Origin of the sequence: Sulfidibacter corallicola (genome assembly GCF_017498545.1) — a bacterium.
Lineage (GTDB): Bacteria > Acidobacteriota > Holophagae > Acanthopleuribacterales > Acanthopleuribacteraceae > Sulfidibacter > Sulfidibacter corallicola.
This window is the reverse complement of the sequence record NZ_CP071793.1, coordinates 8,066,186-8,085,383: the sequence shown is the minus strand read 5'-3', so window position 1 is coordinate 8,085,383 and position 19,198 is coordinate 8,066,186. Positions and strand designations below refer to the sequence as shown.

Here is a 19,198-nt window from a genome sequence, read left to right as displayed (position 1 = left end):
GGGGTTCCTACGGCCGCACGACGTCGGGCCCCACCTGTCGCGCCTAGCCCGCCGCCATTTCGGTCGTCTCCGGACGGTCGCCCATCGCCAACTGGGTCGGGCGGCCGTTTTCGAACTTGAACAGGCGATCGGCCAGGTGGAAGTACCGGTCGTCGTGCGTGATCACCAAAACCGCCTTGCCGCGACGCCGCAGTTCCGGCAACAGCTCGGTGTAGAAGATCTCGCGGAAAATGGGATCCTGGTCGGCCGCCCACTCGTCGAACAGGAAAATGGGTCGGTCCTCCATGTAGGCCATCAAAAAGGCCAACCGCTTGCGTTGGCCGGTGGACAACTCGGTCGTGGACAAGGCGCCGTCCTGCACTTCCACCTTGTGGTCCAGGCAGAGCCGTTTCAGATAGGCGACGACCTGGTCGTCCTCGCCGTGGCTCCCGGAAGAAGCCAGGACTTGCGAAAACAAATAAAAGTCCGAAAACACGGCCGTAAAATGATTGCGATACCACTTGCGGTTCTCTTCGACGATCGGGTTCCCGTCCAGGCGAATCTCTCCGCCGGTCGGCTGGTACAGACCCGTCACCAATTTGGCGAAGGTGGACTTGCCGCTGCCGTTGCCCCCGATGAAGAACACCAGTTCCCCCGGTTCCAAGTCCAGGCTGAGCGGACCCAATCGGAAGGCGAACTCGTCGTCGTTGCCCGGGTAGCGGTAGGTCACGTCGCGCAACGACAGGGTCGACCAACTGGATTCGTCGGCCTGGGGCGGGGCCTGATCCCCTTCGCGCCAATCCTCCAGGCGAATCAGATCCAGGTCCTCGAACTGTTTCATGGCAACCTGGCCACGGGTATAGGCGGGCAGGGCGCCGACCAGGGAGCTGATCGGGCCGCGCAGGTAGATCAAAGTCAGCACGTACCCCACCAGCACATCCAGGCCGATTCCGGAAATCCACTGCGACGAGAAAATGACCGTACCCAAAATACCGAACAGCATCAGGTTGTTCCAGTTGTTGCTGACGATGCCGAACAGGTCCGAACGCAGACCGGTGTGGAACAATTGATCGGCGGTCGGACCCAACATCCGGTCGAGAAAGTGCCTTTCGCGCAAGGCATTGATACGCAATTCCTTGCCGCCGTGAACCACGGCCCCGAAATGGCGATACAGCTCGTCGAAACGGCGCCGGTTCTCTTCGAAGAGGCCGCGCATGCGGCGCAGGAGGAGCTGGGTCCCGCCGACGCCGACGACGATCAGGGTCACGGTCGCGGCCAGGTAGATCGGCGATAAATAGCCGAGATAGAAAAATCCCATCAACACGATCATGGCGTTCATGGCGATCACCGGAACCATGCCGAAGGCCCAGGAGAGGTTGCCGATGTCGTTGGTCAACAGGGTGTAGATGCGGTGTCCGCCCATGCGCTCGATGCGCGCCAGGGGCGTCGCCAGGACCCGCCGTACCATCATCAGCCGCAGCTCGCGCACGATATGGGCGCCGAGGCGGTTGAGCAGATCCTGCGACACGATCCCCGAAACGAACAGCGCCAGGGCCAGGGCCACGAACAGCGGAATGCCGCCGGTGAAATGAAAATCGCCCGATGCCACGGACTGATTGATCATGGCGATCAGGACCACCCCCAGGGTGGCGCTGAGCACGTTGGCCAACAAAGCCACGATCATCAACACTTTGGATCGCTGATAGAGAGCACGAATGAGCGACATGTTTCCTCGATCGAATCCAAGGCACGACGCATGCGGGAAGAAAAGCGGATCCGCAATCCATCGGCCGACTTGGCGCTGAATGTAAGGCCCGGCACGGGCTGGGAAAAGGGAATTTATGGAATCAGGTAATTTTGATCACGAATGGCGATTAATACATTTTCTCCAAAAAACTATTTTCCAAACAACATCGAAAAAACCAAGAACCGAACATGATTTGTCGATCCCAAAACGGGAAATCACGACCTCGAGCTCCTTCCCAAGCTCGATCCGTGCGGCGAAAGTCGGACATATCCGATCATCCACCTCAATTCCAACCAATCCTTTTCCGGCAAAAAGACGATTCGATCAGCACACATACTCCACGAAAGGACCTCTATAACCAATCACAGCCCAATGGAAAACACAAGCTTTCAATGAAAAGCCGATTTTCTCACTCTCAACCGTAACTTCACCAGTGATTCTGGGGGAGTTCGATACCTCGATCGTTTTAGATCAGTCCCGAAGAGAGCCGTGAAACCGGCCGTACCCAACAAGGGGTCGTGACGACCAACTCGCTTTTTCATAGTAAGTTAAGCAATTGGGTGACCATCGCCGGCAGAACCTTCCAATAGGGTTTTTGTCGATTCGGAGGCTCAGATTTTTCCCTTTTGTGACTGGTTCCACCCTCGCTCGCGCATTTTTTTGTTGAGTCGCGACAATTCCCGATGGTAGTGTTGCCCACGAAAGAACCTTGACCGCATCCTTCCCGAAAAATCCATGAGTGGCCAAGGCATTCCTCTTTCCTTTTCCTTCAATTAATTTCGGATCATCTTTTTTACGGGGCTAAATTTTACCCCTTTCACTGACTTCAGACAGCCATTTAAGACACACATACCCATGCCTATTCTTTTCCTCTGGGGATCGGAAACTTATGGCACAAGCTCACTCCGTACTTACTGCCTGCGATATTGGTGTTTTCACTTTTAAAGAAAAATCAATGGTTTGCCTGCAATCGGCACCCACTTCTTCGCTCCCTGGTTTTCAGCGCGACCTTCAAACTCTTGTCCAAAGGCATCTCAGCGAATCCGGTGCGCTCCTGATTCGCGGTTTCGAAGTTCCTTCGAGTCGCGAATTTCGCGAGTTCACCTCATGGTTCGGCTTGCCCCTGCTGTCTTACGATTACGGTTCCACGCCCAGGCAAGATCTCGGCGAGGGTCTCTATACATCGACTGAATATCCTGCACACCAAAGGATTCCGCTCCACAACGAACAGGCCTATACCCGCCAGTGGCCGGCCATTCTGTGGTTCTATTGCGAAACACCTCCCCAAGAAGACGGCGAGACACCCATCGCCGACAGTCGCGCCGTCTACCGGCAACTCGATCCCGAGGTTCGAGAAACCTTCGAGCGAAAAGGCCTGATGTACGTCCGCAATTACAGCGACGGTCTGGATGTGGCCTGGCGCGACGTTTTCCGCACCGACGAACGAGCCGAGGTCGAGGCCTTTTGCCACGCCCAGGGCATCGAGTGCGAATGGGGAGCCGACGACGCATTGAGAACTCGTCAGACCTGCCAGGTCAGTGCGCGCCACCCCAAAACGGGGGTCCGGGTCTGGTTCAATCAGGCCCACCTGTTCCATGTATCCGCGCTGGCACCGCAACTCCGCCAATTGTTGGTATCCACGGTTGGCGAGGCGCATTTACCACGCAATGTCTATCATGCCGACGGTACGCCCATCGACGAAGCCCACCTGGACCACATCCGTGCGGTCTACGAGGCCAACAGCCTCCGCTTCCCATGGCGCCAAGGCGACATCCTGATGCTCGACAACATGCTCTATGCCCATGGCCGCAACAGCTACAAGGGAGACCGCCGCATCGTGGTGGCCATGGCGGGCGCGCTCGACGAGCACGAACTCCGATAGCATCCAGAATTAAAAAATCTATGTTCTCCGGGATTGCCTGGGGGAGGCCGGTTCGTCTTCGAGCCGGTCGTTGCCGTTCGGTAGAGGTCGGGAAACCATCGTGACCGAGCGGGCGCCCCGCCGTATTGGATCGCCTCGTTCGCGACCCGCGGCCAGTGATCCCGGTTCAACCCGACACCATCAATCGATGCCGGTTCCTCGTGGGGGGCGGATCGGGCCGCGAATGGCCGGGCCGCGCTGGTTTACCCCGGGAACGACGGGCTCGCCGACGAAGGGGATGCCATGTTTTTTGCCGAAACACAGGTCAGTACGGAATGTTCCAATTGGGTAGAGCTGGTGCGCCGGCGTGCCGAACGCCACGGCGCCAAATCGGCCTTCGAGTTTTTGGAGGCCAAACCAACCGAGGCGAAACAGATGAGCTTCGCCAAGTTGGACCGCGTCGGACGCGCCATCGGCGCCACACTTCAGGCCCAGTCGGAACCCGGGCAGCGTGCACTGCTGCTCTTCAAATCCTCGGAGCATTTCATCTCGGCCTTTTTCGGTTGCCTGTACGCGGGCGTCATCCCCGTCCCCGCCTACCCCCCGCAATCGCGCGAGGCCCATTGGCAACGCCTGGAACGCATCGCCGACGATGCCGGCGTGACGTTGGTGTTGAGCAGCGGCAACTTGATCCAGCGCATGGCTGCGGGCCTCGATCAACTGCCCAGCCTGTCGCGCGCCACGACCGTGGCGATCGACGAGATTCCCCTGGATGATGCCGGCCTTTGGCGCGAACGACCGTTGTCCCGCGAGGACATCGCCTTCCTGCAGTACACCTCGGGTTCGACCGGGAACCCCAAGGGCGTTCAGGTCACCCACGGGAACCTGCTCCACAACGCGGCCCTGTTCAGCAAGGTCTTTCACATCGACGAACGGTCGCGCATGGTCAGTTGGCTGCCGCTCTTCCACGACATGGGCTTGATCGGGTGCATGCTGGGACCGGTGGCGGCGGGCGCCACCTGTTTCCAATTCTCGCCGGCGTCCTTCATCCAGCGTCCGATGCGTTGGCTTCAGGCGATCAGCCAGCATCGCGGCACCATCAGCGGCGCCCCGAATTTCGCCTACGATCTCTGCGTCAAGCGGGCCAGCCCCGACGTCTTGGCCGACTTGGATCTAAGCAGTTGGCAACTTGCCTTCAACGGGGCGGAACCGATTCGCGCGGACACGCTGCGGCGCTTTGCCAAGACGTTCGCCTCCTGTGGTTTTCGCGCATCCGCGGCCAGTCCCTGCTACGGCCTGGCGGAAGGGACCCTCTTCGTTTGCGGCTACGAGCCCGCCCAACCGGCGACGGTCCAGGACCTGTCCGCCGCCGGTTTGGCCCTTCACCGGGTCATCAAAAATCCCAACGACCGACGCGACACCCAGCCCATGGTCAGTTCGGGTCCGCTCAATCCCGAACAACGCGTGTTGATCGTGGATCCCGAGACCGCACGGCCCTGTGCATCGGATCGGGTCGGCGAGATCTGGATTCAGGGTGCCAGCGTGGCGACCGGCTACTGGCAGCGTCCGGAAATAACCGAGACCTATTTCCGCGCCTACACCGAAGACGGCGAGGGTCCCTTCCTGCGTACCGGTGACCTGGGCTACGTGGATCACGACGAGCTGTTCGTGACCGGCCGGCTGAAGGACCTCATCATCGTTCACGGCCGCAACCACTACCCGACCGATATCGAAACGACGGTCCAGCGGGCCGCTCCGGGCCTGCGCCCCAATTGCGGCGCGGCCTTCGCCGTATCGAAGGACGGTACCGAGCAACTGGTCGTGGTCCAAGAGGTGGCGCGCGGCGCCATCGCCTCGATGGATGCGGATGACGTCATGGAAACCATTCGCCGCGACATATTGGAGAACCACGACATCCAGGTCGGCCAGTTGTTGCTGGTGGAACCCGGTACCGTGCCCAAGACCTCCAGCGGAAAAATCCAGCGTCGCCTGACCCGGGTACGGCTGGCCTCCGGTGAATTGAAGCCCCTGGCCGAGTGGCACCGGTCCGATGCGGCCGAAACCGCTTCGTCGGAAGCCGAAACCGATGCCCCCCAATCCCCGACCGGCGCCCCGATCGCCAAACGGCTGTGGGCCGCACCGCGGCTGGAACGGCGCGACCTGCTCGCCGACCACGTTCGCATCCTGATCACGGAAGCCCTCGATCGCGGTCGGCCGGAATCGCTGCGCGGCGACCAGAAGCTGTTCGAGTTGGGCCTCGACTCCATTTCCGCCCTGGAGCTGAAAGCTCGCGTCGAAGACGATCTCGGCTGCGAACTCCCGGTCACGCTCGTGTTCGACTACCCGACCATCGACGCCCTGATCGATCACGTCCACGGTCGCGTCTTTCCGGAGCAGGCCTCCATCCCGGTACCGAAAAGCGACAGCCGGACCAGCGCGTCCGAGGAGGACGACCTGGATGCGCTGAGCGACGCGGACCTGGCCGAGCGCCTGGCCCAAACCCTGAACCAAATCGGGGATGGCCGTCCATGAGCGGATCGCGCGACACACGCCAACTGCTGCAACAGGCCCTGCGTGAACTGAACCGTCTCAACGGGGAATTGACGTCGACCCGCGCGGCACGGCGCGAACCGATCGCCGTGATCGGCATCGGCTGTCGCTTCCCGGGCGGGGCCGAGACCCCGGAAGCATTCTGGCGGCAGCAACGGGAAGGTCGCGACGCGATCGGCGACTTGGGCCGACGCGGCTGGGATCGGACCTATGTCGATCCCGACCGTCATGGTCAGGGAAAACCCCTCGCCCTGAGCGCGGGACTGCTGAACGACGTCACGGGTTTCGACGCCCGCTTTTTCGGTATTTCCCGCCGGGAAGCGGCGGCCATGGATCCCCATCAGCGGCTGTTGCTGGAAGTCTGTCACGAGGCCCTGGAACACGCGGGCATCGCACCGGATGCGTTGAAGGGCCGGCAGGGCGGCGTTTACGTCGGCATGGGCGCGCTCGACCACGCCATCCGCCTCGGCAAACATCAGGCCGCCGACCGCTACGACGCCTACACCGGCACCGGCGCCTCGCTCAGTGTCGCCGCGGGCAGGATCTCGTTCATCCTCGGCCTGACCGGCCCCTCGATGGTCCTCGACACGGCCTGCTCCTCTTCACTCGTCGCGGTGCACCAGGCATGTGCCGGCCTCCGCGACGCCCAATGCAGCATCGCGATCGCGGCGGGTGTCAACCTGCTGCTGACCCCCGAACCGAGCCTCAGCCTCACCGACGCCGGCGTGTTGTCGCCCCAGGGACGCTGCAAGACCTTCGACGCATCCGCCGACGGTTACGTGCGCGGCGAGGGCTGCGGGGTCGTGATCTGCAAGCGGCTGCGCGACGCCCAACGCGACGGCGACCGCATTTTGGCCGTGATTCGCGGATCGGCGGTCAACCACGACGGCACCAGCGCCGGGCTCACGGTCCCCAACGGCCCCTCCCAGGAAGCGGTCATCCGCCAAGCGCTCGAAGCCGCCGACCTCGACGGCGACGCCATCGACTACGTGGAAGCACACGGCACCGGCACCGAGCTGGGCGATCCCATCGAAGTGGGCGTCCTCGGCCGGGTGTTCGGCAAGACCCATCCGGTGTCGGTCGGTTCGGTGAAGACCTCGATCGGTCACCTGGAAGCCGCGGCCGGTATCGCCGGCCTGATTCGGCTGGTCCTTTCGCTGGAGCGCGGCGAGTTGCCGCCCCACCTGCATGTGACCCGACCCAACCCGCACATCGCTTGGGATCGCATTCCGGTCGAGATCAACGAAGCCTGTGCCGCCTGGCCCGACCGTGAGCGGCCGCGTCGCGCGGCGGTCAGCAGCTTCGGCATCAGCGGCACCAACGCGCACGTCATTCTGGAGCAGGCACCGGCCGTCGATCGGCCCGAGAAACCCGACATGGCACGGCCGCGCCACATCCTGGCCCTATCCGCCAAGGACGATGCGGCCCTGCGAGACGTGGCCACGCGCTACCAGAGCCTGCTGGCGAGCGATCGGGCCCCCGATCTCGCCGATCTGTGTCACACCGCCAACGCCGGCCGCGATCACTACGCCCACCGCCTGGCCGTCCTGGGCGAGAGCGCGGCCGATGTGGAAACCGCGTTGGCGGGATTCATACATATTAGTATGGATCCTCCAGCCGAATCGAAGGATGCGGCCCCGAACACAAATCGTCGGGGTTCCGGTGCCTGGCATCGAGGTCAGCTACCCTCCGGACGCCCGCCCAAAATCGCTTTTCTCTTCAGCGGCCAGGGCAGCCAGTACGCCCACATGGGCGCGCAACTGTACCGCACCCAACCTTTTTTCCGAGGGGTCATCGACCGGTGCGCCGAAATCCTCGAACCGGAACTGGACGAGCCGTTGACGGCACTGCTGTTTCCCGAGTCCGGCGAACGCGCCAGCCTCGACCGCACGCGCTACACCCAGCCGGCGCTTTTCGTCCTGGAATACGCCTTGGCCGAGCTTTGGCGCCACTGGGGCGTGGCACCGGAAGTCGTGCTGGGCCACAGCGTGGGCGAATACGTGGCGGCCTGCGTCGCCGGTGTCTTCAGCCTGGAGGACGGGCTGCGCCTGATCGCCGCCCGCGCGCGGTTGATGGACGAGCTCGTCGAGCCAGGCGGCATGCTCGCGGTACAGGCCGACGTCGCGCGCATTGCACCGTTGCTGGCACCATGGGGTGACAGGCTCTCCATCGCCGCGATCAACGGCCCCCGCCAGATGGTGCTCTCCGGCTCGATCCCGGCGCTCGGCGAAATCGCCGACCAATTGGAATCAGGGGAGATCCGCACTCGGCGGCTCAACGTTTCCCATGCCTTCCACTCGAGCCTCATGGATCCGATCCTCGAACCCTTCGGCCACATCGCGGCCGAGATTCGCTTCCAGGTCCCGCAAGTGACGCTGATCGGCAATCGCACCGGTCAGCCGGTCGGCGACGAGATCTGCACCCCCGAATACTGGGTGCGGCACCTTCGCGAGCCAGTCCAGTTCCAGAAGTCCATGGAGGAACTGAACCACAGGGCCGTCGCGGTCTGCCTGGAAATCGGCCCAAAACCGGTGCTCTTGGCCATGGGTCGGGCCTGCAGTCCCGAAAGCGATCGGCTCTGGCTGGCGAGCCTCGACAAACGCACCGCGAAGCGCGACAGCGCGGCACCGGAAGACGCACCGGCGAACACAGCCCCGATCGACCACGGCGATTGGAACCACATTCTCGACGCGTTGAGCCGACTCTACACCCGCGGCGCCCGGATCGACTGGGCCCGTTTCGACCAAGATTACAGGCGGCAGAAAGTGACAGCACCCAATTATCCCTTCCAGCGAAGTGACTTTCCGTTGATCGGTGAGGATGCGTCCGATTCGTTGCAACGCCGACAGCCACACTCCGATGCTACTTTCGGGCTTTCGGGGGTGGAGCAGGCTGCTGCGGCAGGCGCGCCCTCGCCCGCGCATGGCGGGCACGCTCAACCCTCTTCCTTTGGCGGGGTTATGGGCCTTTCGGGGGTGGAGCAGGCTGCTCCACCTACACACGCGACGCCCCTCTCGCATGGCGGGCACGCCCAGCCGTCTTCCTTTGGCGGGGTTATGGGCCTTTCGGGGGTGGAGCAGGCTGCTCCACCTACACACGCGACGCCTCTCTCGCATGGCGGGCACGCCCAGCCGTCTTCCTTTGGCGGGGTTATGGGCCTTTCGGGGGTGGAGCAGGCTGCTCCACCTACACACGCGACGCCCCTCTCGCATGGCGGGCACGCCCAGCCGACGCACGCTGAGGGAGATTTTGGGGAAGCGGTGCTGGAGGATTTGCGGGGCATCCTGGGTGCGTTGATGCACGAGGATCCCGCTCGCATCGATCCCGACGCCTCGGTTCTGGAGATGGGCGCGGACTCGATCATGCTGGGCGAAGCGGCCACGAAAATCGTGCGCAAGTACGGCGTCGACATCCAGATGCGCCAGTTCTTCGAGGAATTGCAGAGCTTGCGCGACCTGGCCGGATTCATCGCGATCCACACGGCGGTCGCCCCCGCGCCGGTACCCGCACCGGCCCAAGCGATCGAACATGCCCCGAGCCTGCCACCGTCCCAACCGGGAGTTCCCATTTCGGGGAACACGCAGATAGACGCAGTCCAATCCCTGTTCCAGCAGCAACTGGACATCATGCGCCGTCAAATGGACTGGCTGGAACAGCGCACGCAAAGTGGACAGAGCAGCGCGGGATCGGGCGCCGCACCGTCGAGAGCGGTCACCGAGCGACCGCCCGCCACTCCCCTGCCGACCCCGTCTGCCGCAACCTCATCGCCAGCCCAGGTCGGCAACTCATCCCGGCAAACCGGGCAACCCCAGTCATCGCTGCCGGCCTGGAAAGTGGCGGAAATCAGGGCGCGCGGCCTGACCGACCGCCAGAAGGCACACCTCGAAGCCCTGATCGCGCGCTACGCCGCCCGAACCGCGGGTTCCAAGGCCTGGACCGACGAGCACCGGCCCCACTTGACCGACAACCGCGCCTCGGCCGGCTTCCGCTTTTCCACCAAGGAAATGCTGTACCCCATCGTCGGCGTGCGGGCCAAGGGCGCTCGCTTCTGGGACCTGGACGGCAACGAATTCCTGGATATCAGCATGGGCTTCGGTTCCACGCTGTTCGGCCACCAGCCGGATTTCGTGATCGAGGCGATGCAACGCACCTTGCACGAGGGCATGCAAATCGGCCCGCAATCTCACCTCGCCGGCGAAACCGCCGCCAGCTTCTGCCGCCTCACCGGGCACGACCGCGTGGCCTTCGTGAACTCGGGCACCGAAGCGGTCATGACCGCCTGTCGTCTGGCCCGCGCCAAGACGGGCCGCCCCAAAATCGCCATGTTCGCGGGCTCCTACCACGGCCACGCCGACGGCACCCTGGCCGTCGCCGGCGACCCGCACTCGGGGCCGGCCACGGTTTCGGCGGTGCCCGGCGTGGGCGATCACGCGGTGGCCGACACCCTGGTCCTGAATTACGGCGACACCGAAGCCCTGCAGGCCATCGAACACCACGCCGGCGAGTTGGCCGCGGTCTTGGTGGAACCGGTGCAGAGCCGCCACCCGGAACACCAACCCCGCGAATTCCTCCACGCACTGCGGGCGCTTACGCAGTCCCACGGCATCGCCCTGATCTTCGACGAGATGATCACCGGCTTCCGCATCCACCCGGGCGGTGCCCAAGCCTGGTTCGAGGTTCGCGCCGACCTGGCCACCTACGGCAAGATCGCGGGCGGCGGCATGCCCATCGGCCTGATCGCGGGCGACGCGGCCTACATGGACTGCCTGGACGGCGGCGCCTGGCAGTACGGCGACGCCAGTTACCCGGCCGTGGAAACCACCTTCTTCGCCGGCACCTTCTGCAAGCACCCACTCACCATGGCCGCCTCCTTGGCGGTCTTCCGCAAGATGGAGCAAGCCGGTCCGGCCCTCCAGAACCGCTTGAACGAGCGCACCCAGTACTTGGCCGACACCCTGAACGCCTGGTTCGAAAGCCAGGAGGTGCCGTTGCGCATCCGCCACTTCGGCTCGCTGTTCCGCTTCGACTTCCGCCAGAACCTGGACCTGTTCTTCTATCACCTCCTGGATCAAGGCATTTACATCTGGGAGGGACGCAACTGCTTCCTCTCCACCGCCCACGACGACGCCGACATCGCCCGCATCATCGAAGCCGTCAAAGCCAGCGTTCTGGCCTTGCGGGAAGGCGGATTCCTGCCCGACCCCAGCGGCGGCGGCGCGCGCGCCCAGAACCAGGCACGCCTCGACGACGACGCCCATCCCCTCGCCCCGGCCCAGGAGCAGCTCCTTTTGGCCGCCGCGCGCTCCCAGTCCGAGGACCTGGCCTACCGCCTTTCCGTCAGCCTGGACCTGCGCGGCCCCTTCGAGATCACCGCCCTGGAAACCGCGCTGGAGCGCCTGCGCCAACGCCACCCCGCCCTCGCGACGCGCATCGACGCCGAACACCTGCGGCAACTCCCCGCCACGGACGCGCCGCTGCCGCTCGAGTTGGTCGACCTTTCGCAGGACGCGCGCCCCAAGCAAGCGCTTGCCGAGCGGCTGTCCACCGAGGAATGGAAGACTTTCGACATGGCTCGCGATCCCCTGTTCTACCTGAAGGTTTTCAGGCTGGACCCGGAGCACCACGTCCTCTACCTGGCCGCCCATCACATCCTGTTCGACGGGTGGTCCATGGCGCTGTGCCTGGATGAATTGGCCGGTTTCTATTCGGCCGCCCGCGGCGGATCGCCCTACCAACCGGAACCGGCGACGCCCTATCGGGACTACGTGGCTTGGCAGCGCGAGCAACTGGCGAACGATACCTGGAAGAGTCAGGAACACCACTGGCTCGCCCAATTCCCCAAGGGGTTTCCGAGCCTGGACCTGCCTTTCGATCGCCAACCCACCGGCGTGGTCGATCCCCGCGGCGCCCGGCTGAGCCTTCGCCTCGAACCGGCGCTCCTGCAAGCGCTCAAAACCCTTTCCGCGACAAACAAGTGCAGTCTGTTCATGACCATGCTGGCGGCGTGGACCCACCTTTTGCACCGGGTCACCGGGCAGGACGATCTGGTGGTGGCGACCCCCACCGCCGGGCGCGGCTGGTCCAAGAGCCATTGCCTGATCGGTTACTGCACCCACCTCCTGCCGATGCCCTCGCTCGGAGGTTTGAACGAGGACTTCAGCGCCCGCATGCACCGTACCCGCACCACCATGCTGGACGCCTTCGAAAACGCCGACTTCCCGTTCTCGCGCACCCTCCAGATCCTCAGCGAGCGGCCGGACGCCAACACCCGCATCGAGACCCTCTTCAATTTGGATCGGGCCCAGGGTGACCTGGCCATGAAGGATCTGGAAGTGCGGCCGTTGCCGCGATCCGTCGCCTTCAGCGCCTTTCCCCTGATTCTGAACGCCGTCGAAGTGGACGGCACGCTGCTTCTGGAATGCGACTTCCAGACGGCGCTGTTCGAAGGCGCCACCATCACTGCCCTGTTGCAGCGCTTCAAATGGCTGCTGGAATGTGTGACGGCCGAACCGGACCGCCTCCTGACGAGCATTCCCCTCGCCACGCCCGCCGAATCGCGCCAAGTCCTGGCGGAATGGAATCCCAGCCAAACAGGCCTGCCCGAGCCGGAAGGATTCCTGACCCTGTTCGAGCGTCAGGTCGTTCGGTGCCCCGAAGCCGACGCGCTACTTTTCGATAGTCGAACCATCAGTTACGACACCTTGAACCACCGCGCCGAATCTCTGGCCCGCTCACTCCGAGCCCAGGGCGTCGGAACCGAGGAACGCGTCGCCATCCACTGCGCGCCCGGCCCCGAACGCATCACGGGCTTGTTGGCGGTGCTCAAAGCGGGCGGCGCCTTCGTCCCGCTCGATATCGACCAGCCCGCCGCCCGCACGCGCGCCATGCTGACCCAGCTCGGCGTTCGATACATCGTCGGACAAGCGGGAACGGAAGCCGCGACCGAGCTTGCGGACTTCACCTGGATTCGCGAAGGCGACGGCACCGCGTCCAGCGACTCGGCCGCGCCCGGTTTCGGTGGAACCGCGGCAGGCCAGGTCGAGTGCTCGGATCAACTGGCCTATGTGATCCACACGTCGGGGAGCACGGGCCAGCCGAAACCGGTCTGCCTGACCCACCGCGCCCTGGCCAACACCACCCACGACTTGATGAAGCGCTACCGGCTGGAACCAAAGGCGCGGCTGCTGCACCTGGTGGCCTTCCATTTCGATGTCGCCGTGGCCGACATCGCCGTCACGCTCGCCAGCGGCGCCTGTCTGGTGCTGTCGCCGCGCGAGGCCCTGCGCGACCCCGATCGCGCGATCTCGCTGATGAAGCGGCACGCCGTCACCCACCTCCAGGTTCCCGCCGCGGTGCTGGCCCAGTGGCCGCCCGCCGAACTGCCCGATCTCCAGGTCCTGGTCACCGGCGGCGAACGCTGCCCGGAGGAAACCGTGGCCCGCTGGGCGCCCTTGCGCCTCTTCTTCAACGCCTACGGCCCCACCGAAACCGCCGTGACCGCCAGCTCCTGCGCCCACATCGCCGGCCAACCGCTGACCCTCGGTCGCCCCATCGATCGCATGAACGCCTACGTGCTGGACCCTTCCGGGCAACCGCTGCCGCCCGGCATGTTCGGCGAACTGTACCTGGCCGGTCCGGGCCTGGCGCGCGGCTACGGCGGCCACCCCGGACTGACCGCCGAGCGTTTCGTCCCCCACCCCTTCGGCGACCAGCCCGGCGCCCGGCTCTACCGCACCGGCGATCGCGTCCGGTTTCTGGCCGACGGTCGACTGGAGTTCGGTGGACGCCTCGACCGCCAACTCAAATGGCGCGGGTTCCGAATCGAACCGGGCGAGATCGAAGCGGCCCTGTGCCGCAACCCGGCCGTCGCGCGGGCGGCGGTCGTGCTGCACGACGATGGCCAAGGACCGGCCATGCTGGCGGCCTATTTGGTATGCGATGCCTCGCCGGGCCCGAGTGCCGAGAACCTGCGGCGCGACTTGGGCGATCGGCTCCCCGAGCACATGATCCCGACAGCCTTTACCATTCTGGATGCGCTGCCCTTGACCGCCAACGGCAAGCTGGACCGCAAGGCCTTGCCGCGCCCGGAGCAGGGCATGCCACGCGCGGAAACCGTACCACCGCGTACGCCGCGCGAGCGTCAGCTCGCCGAGATCTGGTCCGAGGTACTGGGCCTCGACGAGATCGGCGCCGAGGATCACTTCTTCGAATTGGGTGGCCATTCGCTGCTGGCCAACCGGGTTCGCACCCGATTCCGCGAGCGATTCGACCGGGATCTGCCGCTGGCCCTGCTGTTCCGACACCCGGTTCTCGGTGATCTGGCCAGGCATCTGGACCGCACCGACAAGGTGCGTTCCCTGCCGCTCGAACCTTTGACCCACGAGGCGCCGCCTCCGCTTTCCGCGGCCCAGCAACGGCTCTGGTTCCTGGACCAGTTCGACGGCCCCAGCGCGACCCACAACATGCCGCTGGCGCTGCGCCTCCAGGGTGACTTGGATCAGGCCGCGTTGGCCCAAGCGCTGAACCGCATCGTGGCGCGCCACGACGTGTTGCGCAGCCGGGTGGGCGACGAGAACGGCTCGGCCGTACAACGGATCGAGGCCGACCTCGATCTGGCCCCGTTCACCATCGACTTGAGCCACCTGCCCGAACCGACCCGCGAAGGAGCGTTGACGCGCGTGTTGCGCCGCGAAATCGACACGCCCTTCCACCTGACCGAGGGTCCGCTGATTCGCGCCGGACTGGTCGTGCTCGACGAACGCGACCACGTCCTGCTGCTGACGATGCACCACATCGTCTCCGACGGCTGGTCGATGGGCGTGCTGCTGCGCGAATTCACCACGGCCTACACGGCCCTGAGCCAGGGCGTCGAACCCCAACTGGCGCCCCTGCCGGTCCAGTACGCGGATTTCGCGGTGTGGCAGCACCGCTGGCTGGACGAGGGACGGCTCGTCGAACAAAGCCGGTTCTGGCGAGACTACCTGGCCGACTTGCCCGATCTGCTGGAACTGCCGACCGATCACCCCCGCCCGCCGGCACAGAGCTATCGCGGCGCGGTGGAACCCTTCCGGGTCCCGGCCGACCTCGCCACGCGGCTCGCGAACTTGGGTCGCGCCCGTGGCGCCACCTCGTTCATGACCCTGATCGCGGCGTTCAAACTCCTGCTGGCCCGCTATTCCGGCCAGTCCGACATCGCCGTGGGCACGCCGATCGCCAACCGCGACCACAGCGAGTTGGAAAGCCTGATCGGCTTCTTCGTGAACACCCTGGTCCTGCGTACCCGTTTGGACGGAGCCCGCTCGTTCCACGACCTGCTGGACCGGGTCGTGCAGCGGACCCTGGCGGCATTCGATCACGGCGACATGCCCTTCGAACGCCTGGTCGACCTGATCCAACCGCGTCGCGACCTCAGCCACGCGCCGCTGTTTCAGGTCATGTTCATCCTCAACAACGCACCGCTCGACGACCTGCACCTGCCCGGCCTGGAGGCGACGGCGCTGGACCAGCGCACCGCCCGATCCGAATTCGATCTCACCCTCTCGCTGCGTGAGACGGAAGAAGGCCTGGTCGGCGACCTGGAGTACAACACCGACATCTTCACCGCGGCCTTCGCCCGTCAATTCCTGGAGGCCTACCAGGTACTGTTGGCGCAGATCGCGGCCGCCCCGGAGCGTCCGATCCAAGACCTCGCGCTGCTCGCCCCGGATCGAGCGCAGACCATCTTGGCACATGGGCTCGGTTCGCCGGTGGACTGCGGCGAACGAGCCTACCTGATTCACCAGCGCTTCGAAGCCCAGGCCCGGCTGCGACCGGATGCCATCGCGATTCGTGACGGCGACCACGCGACGACCTACGGCAAGCTGAACGTGGCCGCCAACCGCCTGGCGCACCTCCTGATCGATCGCGGTCTCGGCCCCGAGCAGCGACTCGGCATCTGCCTGAATCGCTCGGCGACCACCATCGTGGCGATCTTGGCCGCGCTCAAGGCCGGTGCCGCCTATGTCCCGTTGGACCCCAAACTCCCGACCCGGCGGCTGGCCCACATGCTGTCCGACAGCCGCATTTGCTGGGTGATCGTCGACGACCGCACCGCCGAGACACTGGCCGAGCTCGAAGAGATCGGCGGCAGCCTTCACGGCCTGAACCTGGACCGGGTCCAGGCGGACCTGGCCGTCTCGCCCGTCCACGATCCGGAGATCCCGTTGGATCCCGACCACGCGGCCTACGCCATCTACACCTCCGGTTCCACCGGCACGCCCAAAAGCGTGGTGGTGAGCCACGGTGCCCTGGCGGCCACTTGCGCCGCTTGGGTTCGCGAATACGGGCTGGAATCCAAACACCGCCATCTCCAGATGGCCGCCTTCTCGTTCGACGTCTTCGTCGGTGACCTGATCCGCGCGCTCTGCACCGGCGCCTGGCTGGTGCTTTGCCCCGCCGACCACCTGCTGGACCCGGCCGCCCTGCACGCATTGATGCACCGCGAATCGATCAGCCACGCCGAATTCGTGCCCGCAGTCCTGCGCCAACTGGTCCAGTGGCTCGCGGACCACGGCGAACGCCTGGACTTCATGGAAATGGTGATCACGGGTTCGGACCTCTGGTATGGCCGCGATCACCAGGCCCTGGCCCGCGTCAGCGGTGCCCATGTCCGGCTGGTCAACAGCTACGGCCTCACCGAAGCCAGTATCGACAGCACCTGGTTCGAGAGCCGTCCCGACGAGGCCGACGCCGACTCGGCATTCACGGCCAGCGGGGCCCTGCCCATCGGCAAACCTTTCCCGGCGAGCGAAGCCCTGGTGCTCGACGCCCATCTGAACCCGGTTCCGGTCGGGATCCTGGGTGAACTGTTTATCGGCGGACCGGGCCTGGCCCGCGGCTACGGCGGCGACCCCCGCAAGACCGCCGAGCGGTTCGTGCCGCATCCCTTCAGCGAAGAACCCGGTGCGCGCCTGTATCGCAGCGGCGATCGCGCCCGCCTGCGCCACGACGGCGCCCTGGACTTGCTCGGGCGCGATGATCACCAGGTCAAGATTCGCGGGTTCCGCATCGAGACCGCCGAAATCGAAGCGCGGTTGCTGGCCCACGCAGCCGTGAGCGAGGCGGCCGTCGTCGCCCGCGATGGCCAGGACGGCCACAAGTTCCTGGTGGCCTACGTCGTGGGCGAGGCTGACCAGAACACGCTGCGCGACTGGCTGGCCCTCACCCAGCCGGATTACATGGTGCCCTCGGTGTTCGTGTTCCTGGATCACCTGCCGCTGACCCACAACGGCAAAGTGGACCGGCGCGCGCTGCCTCTTCCAGAAACGACACCCGCCCATCAGGGTCCTGAAAGCACAGGCGCCGGCGTATCGAATTCGACAGTTCCGCGCAACGACCTGGAAACGGAACTCTTGCAGGTTTGGGCCGGCCTTTTGCCCAGCAGCGATTTCGGCATTCACGACAATTTCTTCGAGCTGGGCGGCGACTCGATCCTCAGCCTCCAAATCATCGCCGCCGCGCGCCGCAAGGGCGTGCTTCTCACGGCGCGAGACATCTTCGAACACCAGACGATCGCCGAACTGGCCCAGGTGGCCCGCCGCGATACACCGATCACCCAAACCGACGGAACGGACGCAACGGCCGTGGCCGAGCAGGGTACGGTGACCGGACCCGTTTGGCCCACGCCGATTCAGACCTGGTTCTACCAGACCGAACAACCCCATCCGCATCACTTCAACCAAGCCTTGTTGTTCCGGGTTACCCAACCGCTGTGCCTGGAGACGTTGCGCACCACGGTGTCAGTCCTGGCCGAACACCACGACGCGCTGCGCCTGCGCTGCGATCGCGACGAAACCGGCGCCATCCACCAATGGCTGCCCGAACAGGACCACGAAGCACATTTCGAGGTCGTGGACCTCCGCCCGCAAGGCCGTGCCGCGACGGATGATCTCGCCGCCGAGATCGAGCGGACCTGTGGCGCGCTCCAGGGTAGCTTGGACCTGGAACGGGGACCCATTTGGAAGCTGGCTCATCTGGACCTGGGTCCCGACCAGGATTCCCGATTGTTGCTGGTATGCCACCACCTCGTCATCGACGGCATGTCCTGGCGGGTCCTGCTGGAAGATCTTCTGCAGTGCTACGACCAACTGCTGGAGAAACGCGCACCAACGCTGCCGCCGAAAACCACCTCACTGAAGCGATGGGCCGACCGGCTCCAATCGTATGCGGCCTCCGACGCGCTGGCCTCGGAAATGGCCTATTGGCAAGGCCTGGCCAAGTGCGACGCGCGCCTCCCGATCGACGATCCCACGGCACCCAACCGCGTGGGCGACATGGCGCGTGTCACGGTCACTTTGGACGAAACGCGATCGGCGGCACTGCTGACGGAGTTGCCGCAGGCGCTCGGCCTGCGCATTCACGAGGTGTTGTTGGCGGGACTGGCCCAGGCCCTTTCCGCCTGGTGCGGGCAAGAGACCGTCCTGATCGAGGTCGAAGGCCACGGCCGCGAGGACCTCTTCGACGACCTGGACCTCAGCCGCACGCTGGGCTGGTTCACGGTCGAGTACCCGCTCGCGCTGTGCGGCAGTGCCGACCACGACCGCTGCCTCAAATCCGTCAAGGAGTCGCTGCGCTCGGTGCCTCGCGGCGGCATCGGATTCGGCCTGCTGCGTTACCGCCACCCCAGCGGCGCGGTACGCCGGCGCATGGCGGCCCTGCCCGAGCCCCAGGTGAGCTTCAACTACCTGGGTCAGCTCGATCAGGTGCTCGACGAAGGCGCCCTGCTGGCGCCCGCGCCCGAATCGCCCGGCGGCGACCGCCATCCCGAAACGCGGCGCACCCGCGATTTGGACGTCTCGGCCGAGGTCGTCAACCACCGCCTCGAGATCGCCATCAGCTACAGCCACCTGCGTCACCGCGGTCAACCGATGCGCGATCTCGCCGACCTGTACCGCGATTGCCTGACCCGCCTGATCGACCACGGCAGCCATGCCGACGGACCCGCATTCACTCCCAGTGACTTCCCCAACGCCGACATCGGCCAGGACGATCTGGACCAACTCCTCACGATCTTAGGTTGATGC

4 protein-coding genes are annotated in these 19,198 nt (G+C 64.9%); 3 read left to right on the top strand and 1 reads right to left on the bottom strand.

Going from position 1 to position 19,198, the window contains the following annotated elements; genetic code table 11:
• Nucleotides 1–43: 43 nt before the first annotated feature.
• Nucleotides 44–1,705, bottom strand: coding sequence for a cyclic peptide export ABC transporter (locus J3U87_RS24720; protein ID WP_237378459.1), 1,662 nt, complete (start codon nt 1,703–1,705; stop codon nt 44–46).
• A gap of 976 nt (nt 1,706–2,681) precedes the next feature.
• Between J3U87_RS24720 and J3U87_RS24715 the strand changes: the two genes are divergently transcribed.
• The 3 genes from J3U87_RS24715 to J3U87_RS24705 all read left to right on the top strand — a co-directional run bounded on the left by J3U87_RS24715 (nt 2,682) and on the right by J3U87_RS24705 (nt 19,195).
• Nucleotides 2,682–3,608 carry a TauD/TfdA family dioxygenase gene (locus J3U87_RS24715; protein ID WP_237378458.1) on the top strand — a complete coding sequence of 309 codons (927 nt, stop codon included), beginning with the start codon at nt 2,682–2,684 and terminating at the stop codon, nt 3,606–3,608.
• 282 nt (nt 3,609–3,890) lie between these two features.
• Complete coding sequence (locus J3U87_RS24710; RefSeq protein WP_237378457.1) at nt 3,891–6,119, top strand: AMP-binding protein; 2,229 nt, start codon at nt 3,891–3,893, stop codon at nt 6,117–6,119.
• Nucleotides 6,116–19,195 (top strand): non-ribosomal peptide synthetase/type I polyketide synthase, encoded by a 13,080-nt coding sequence (locus J3U87_RS24705; protein WP_237378456.1) that lies wholly within the window; start codon nt 6,116–6,118, stop codon nt 19,193–19,195. The genes J3U87_RS24710 and J3U87_RS24705 overlap by 4 nt, the downstream gene beginning before the upstream one ends.
• Nucleotides 19,196–19,198 lie beyond the last annotated feature (3 nt).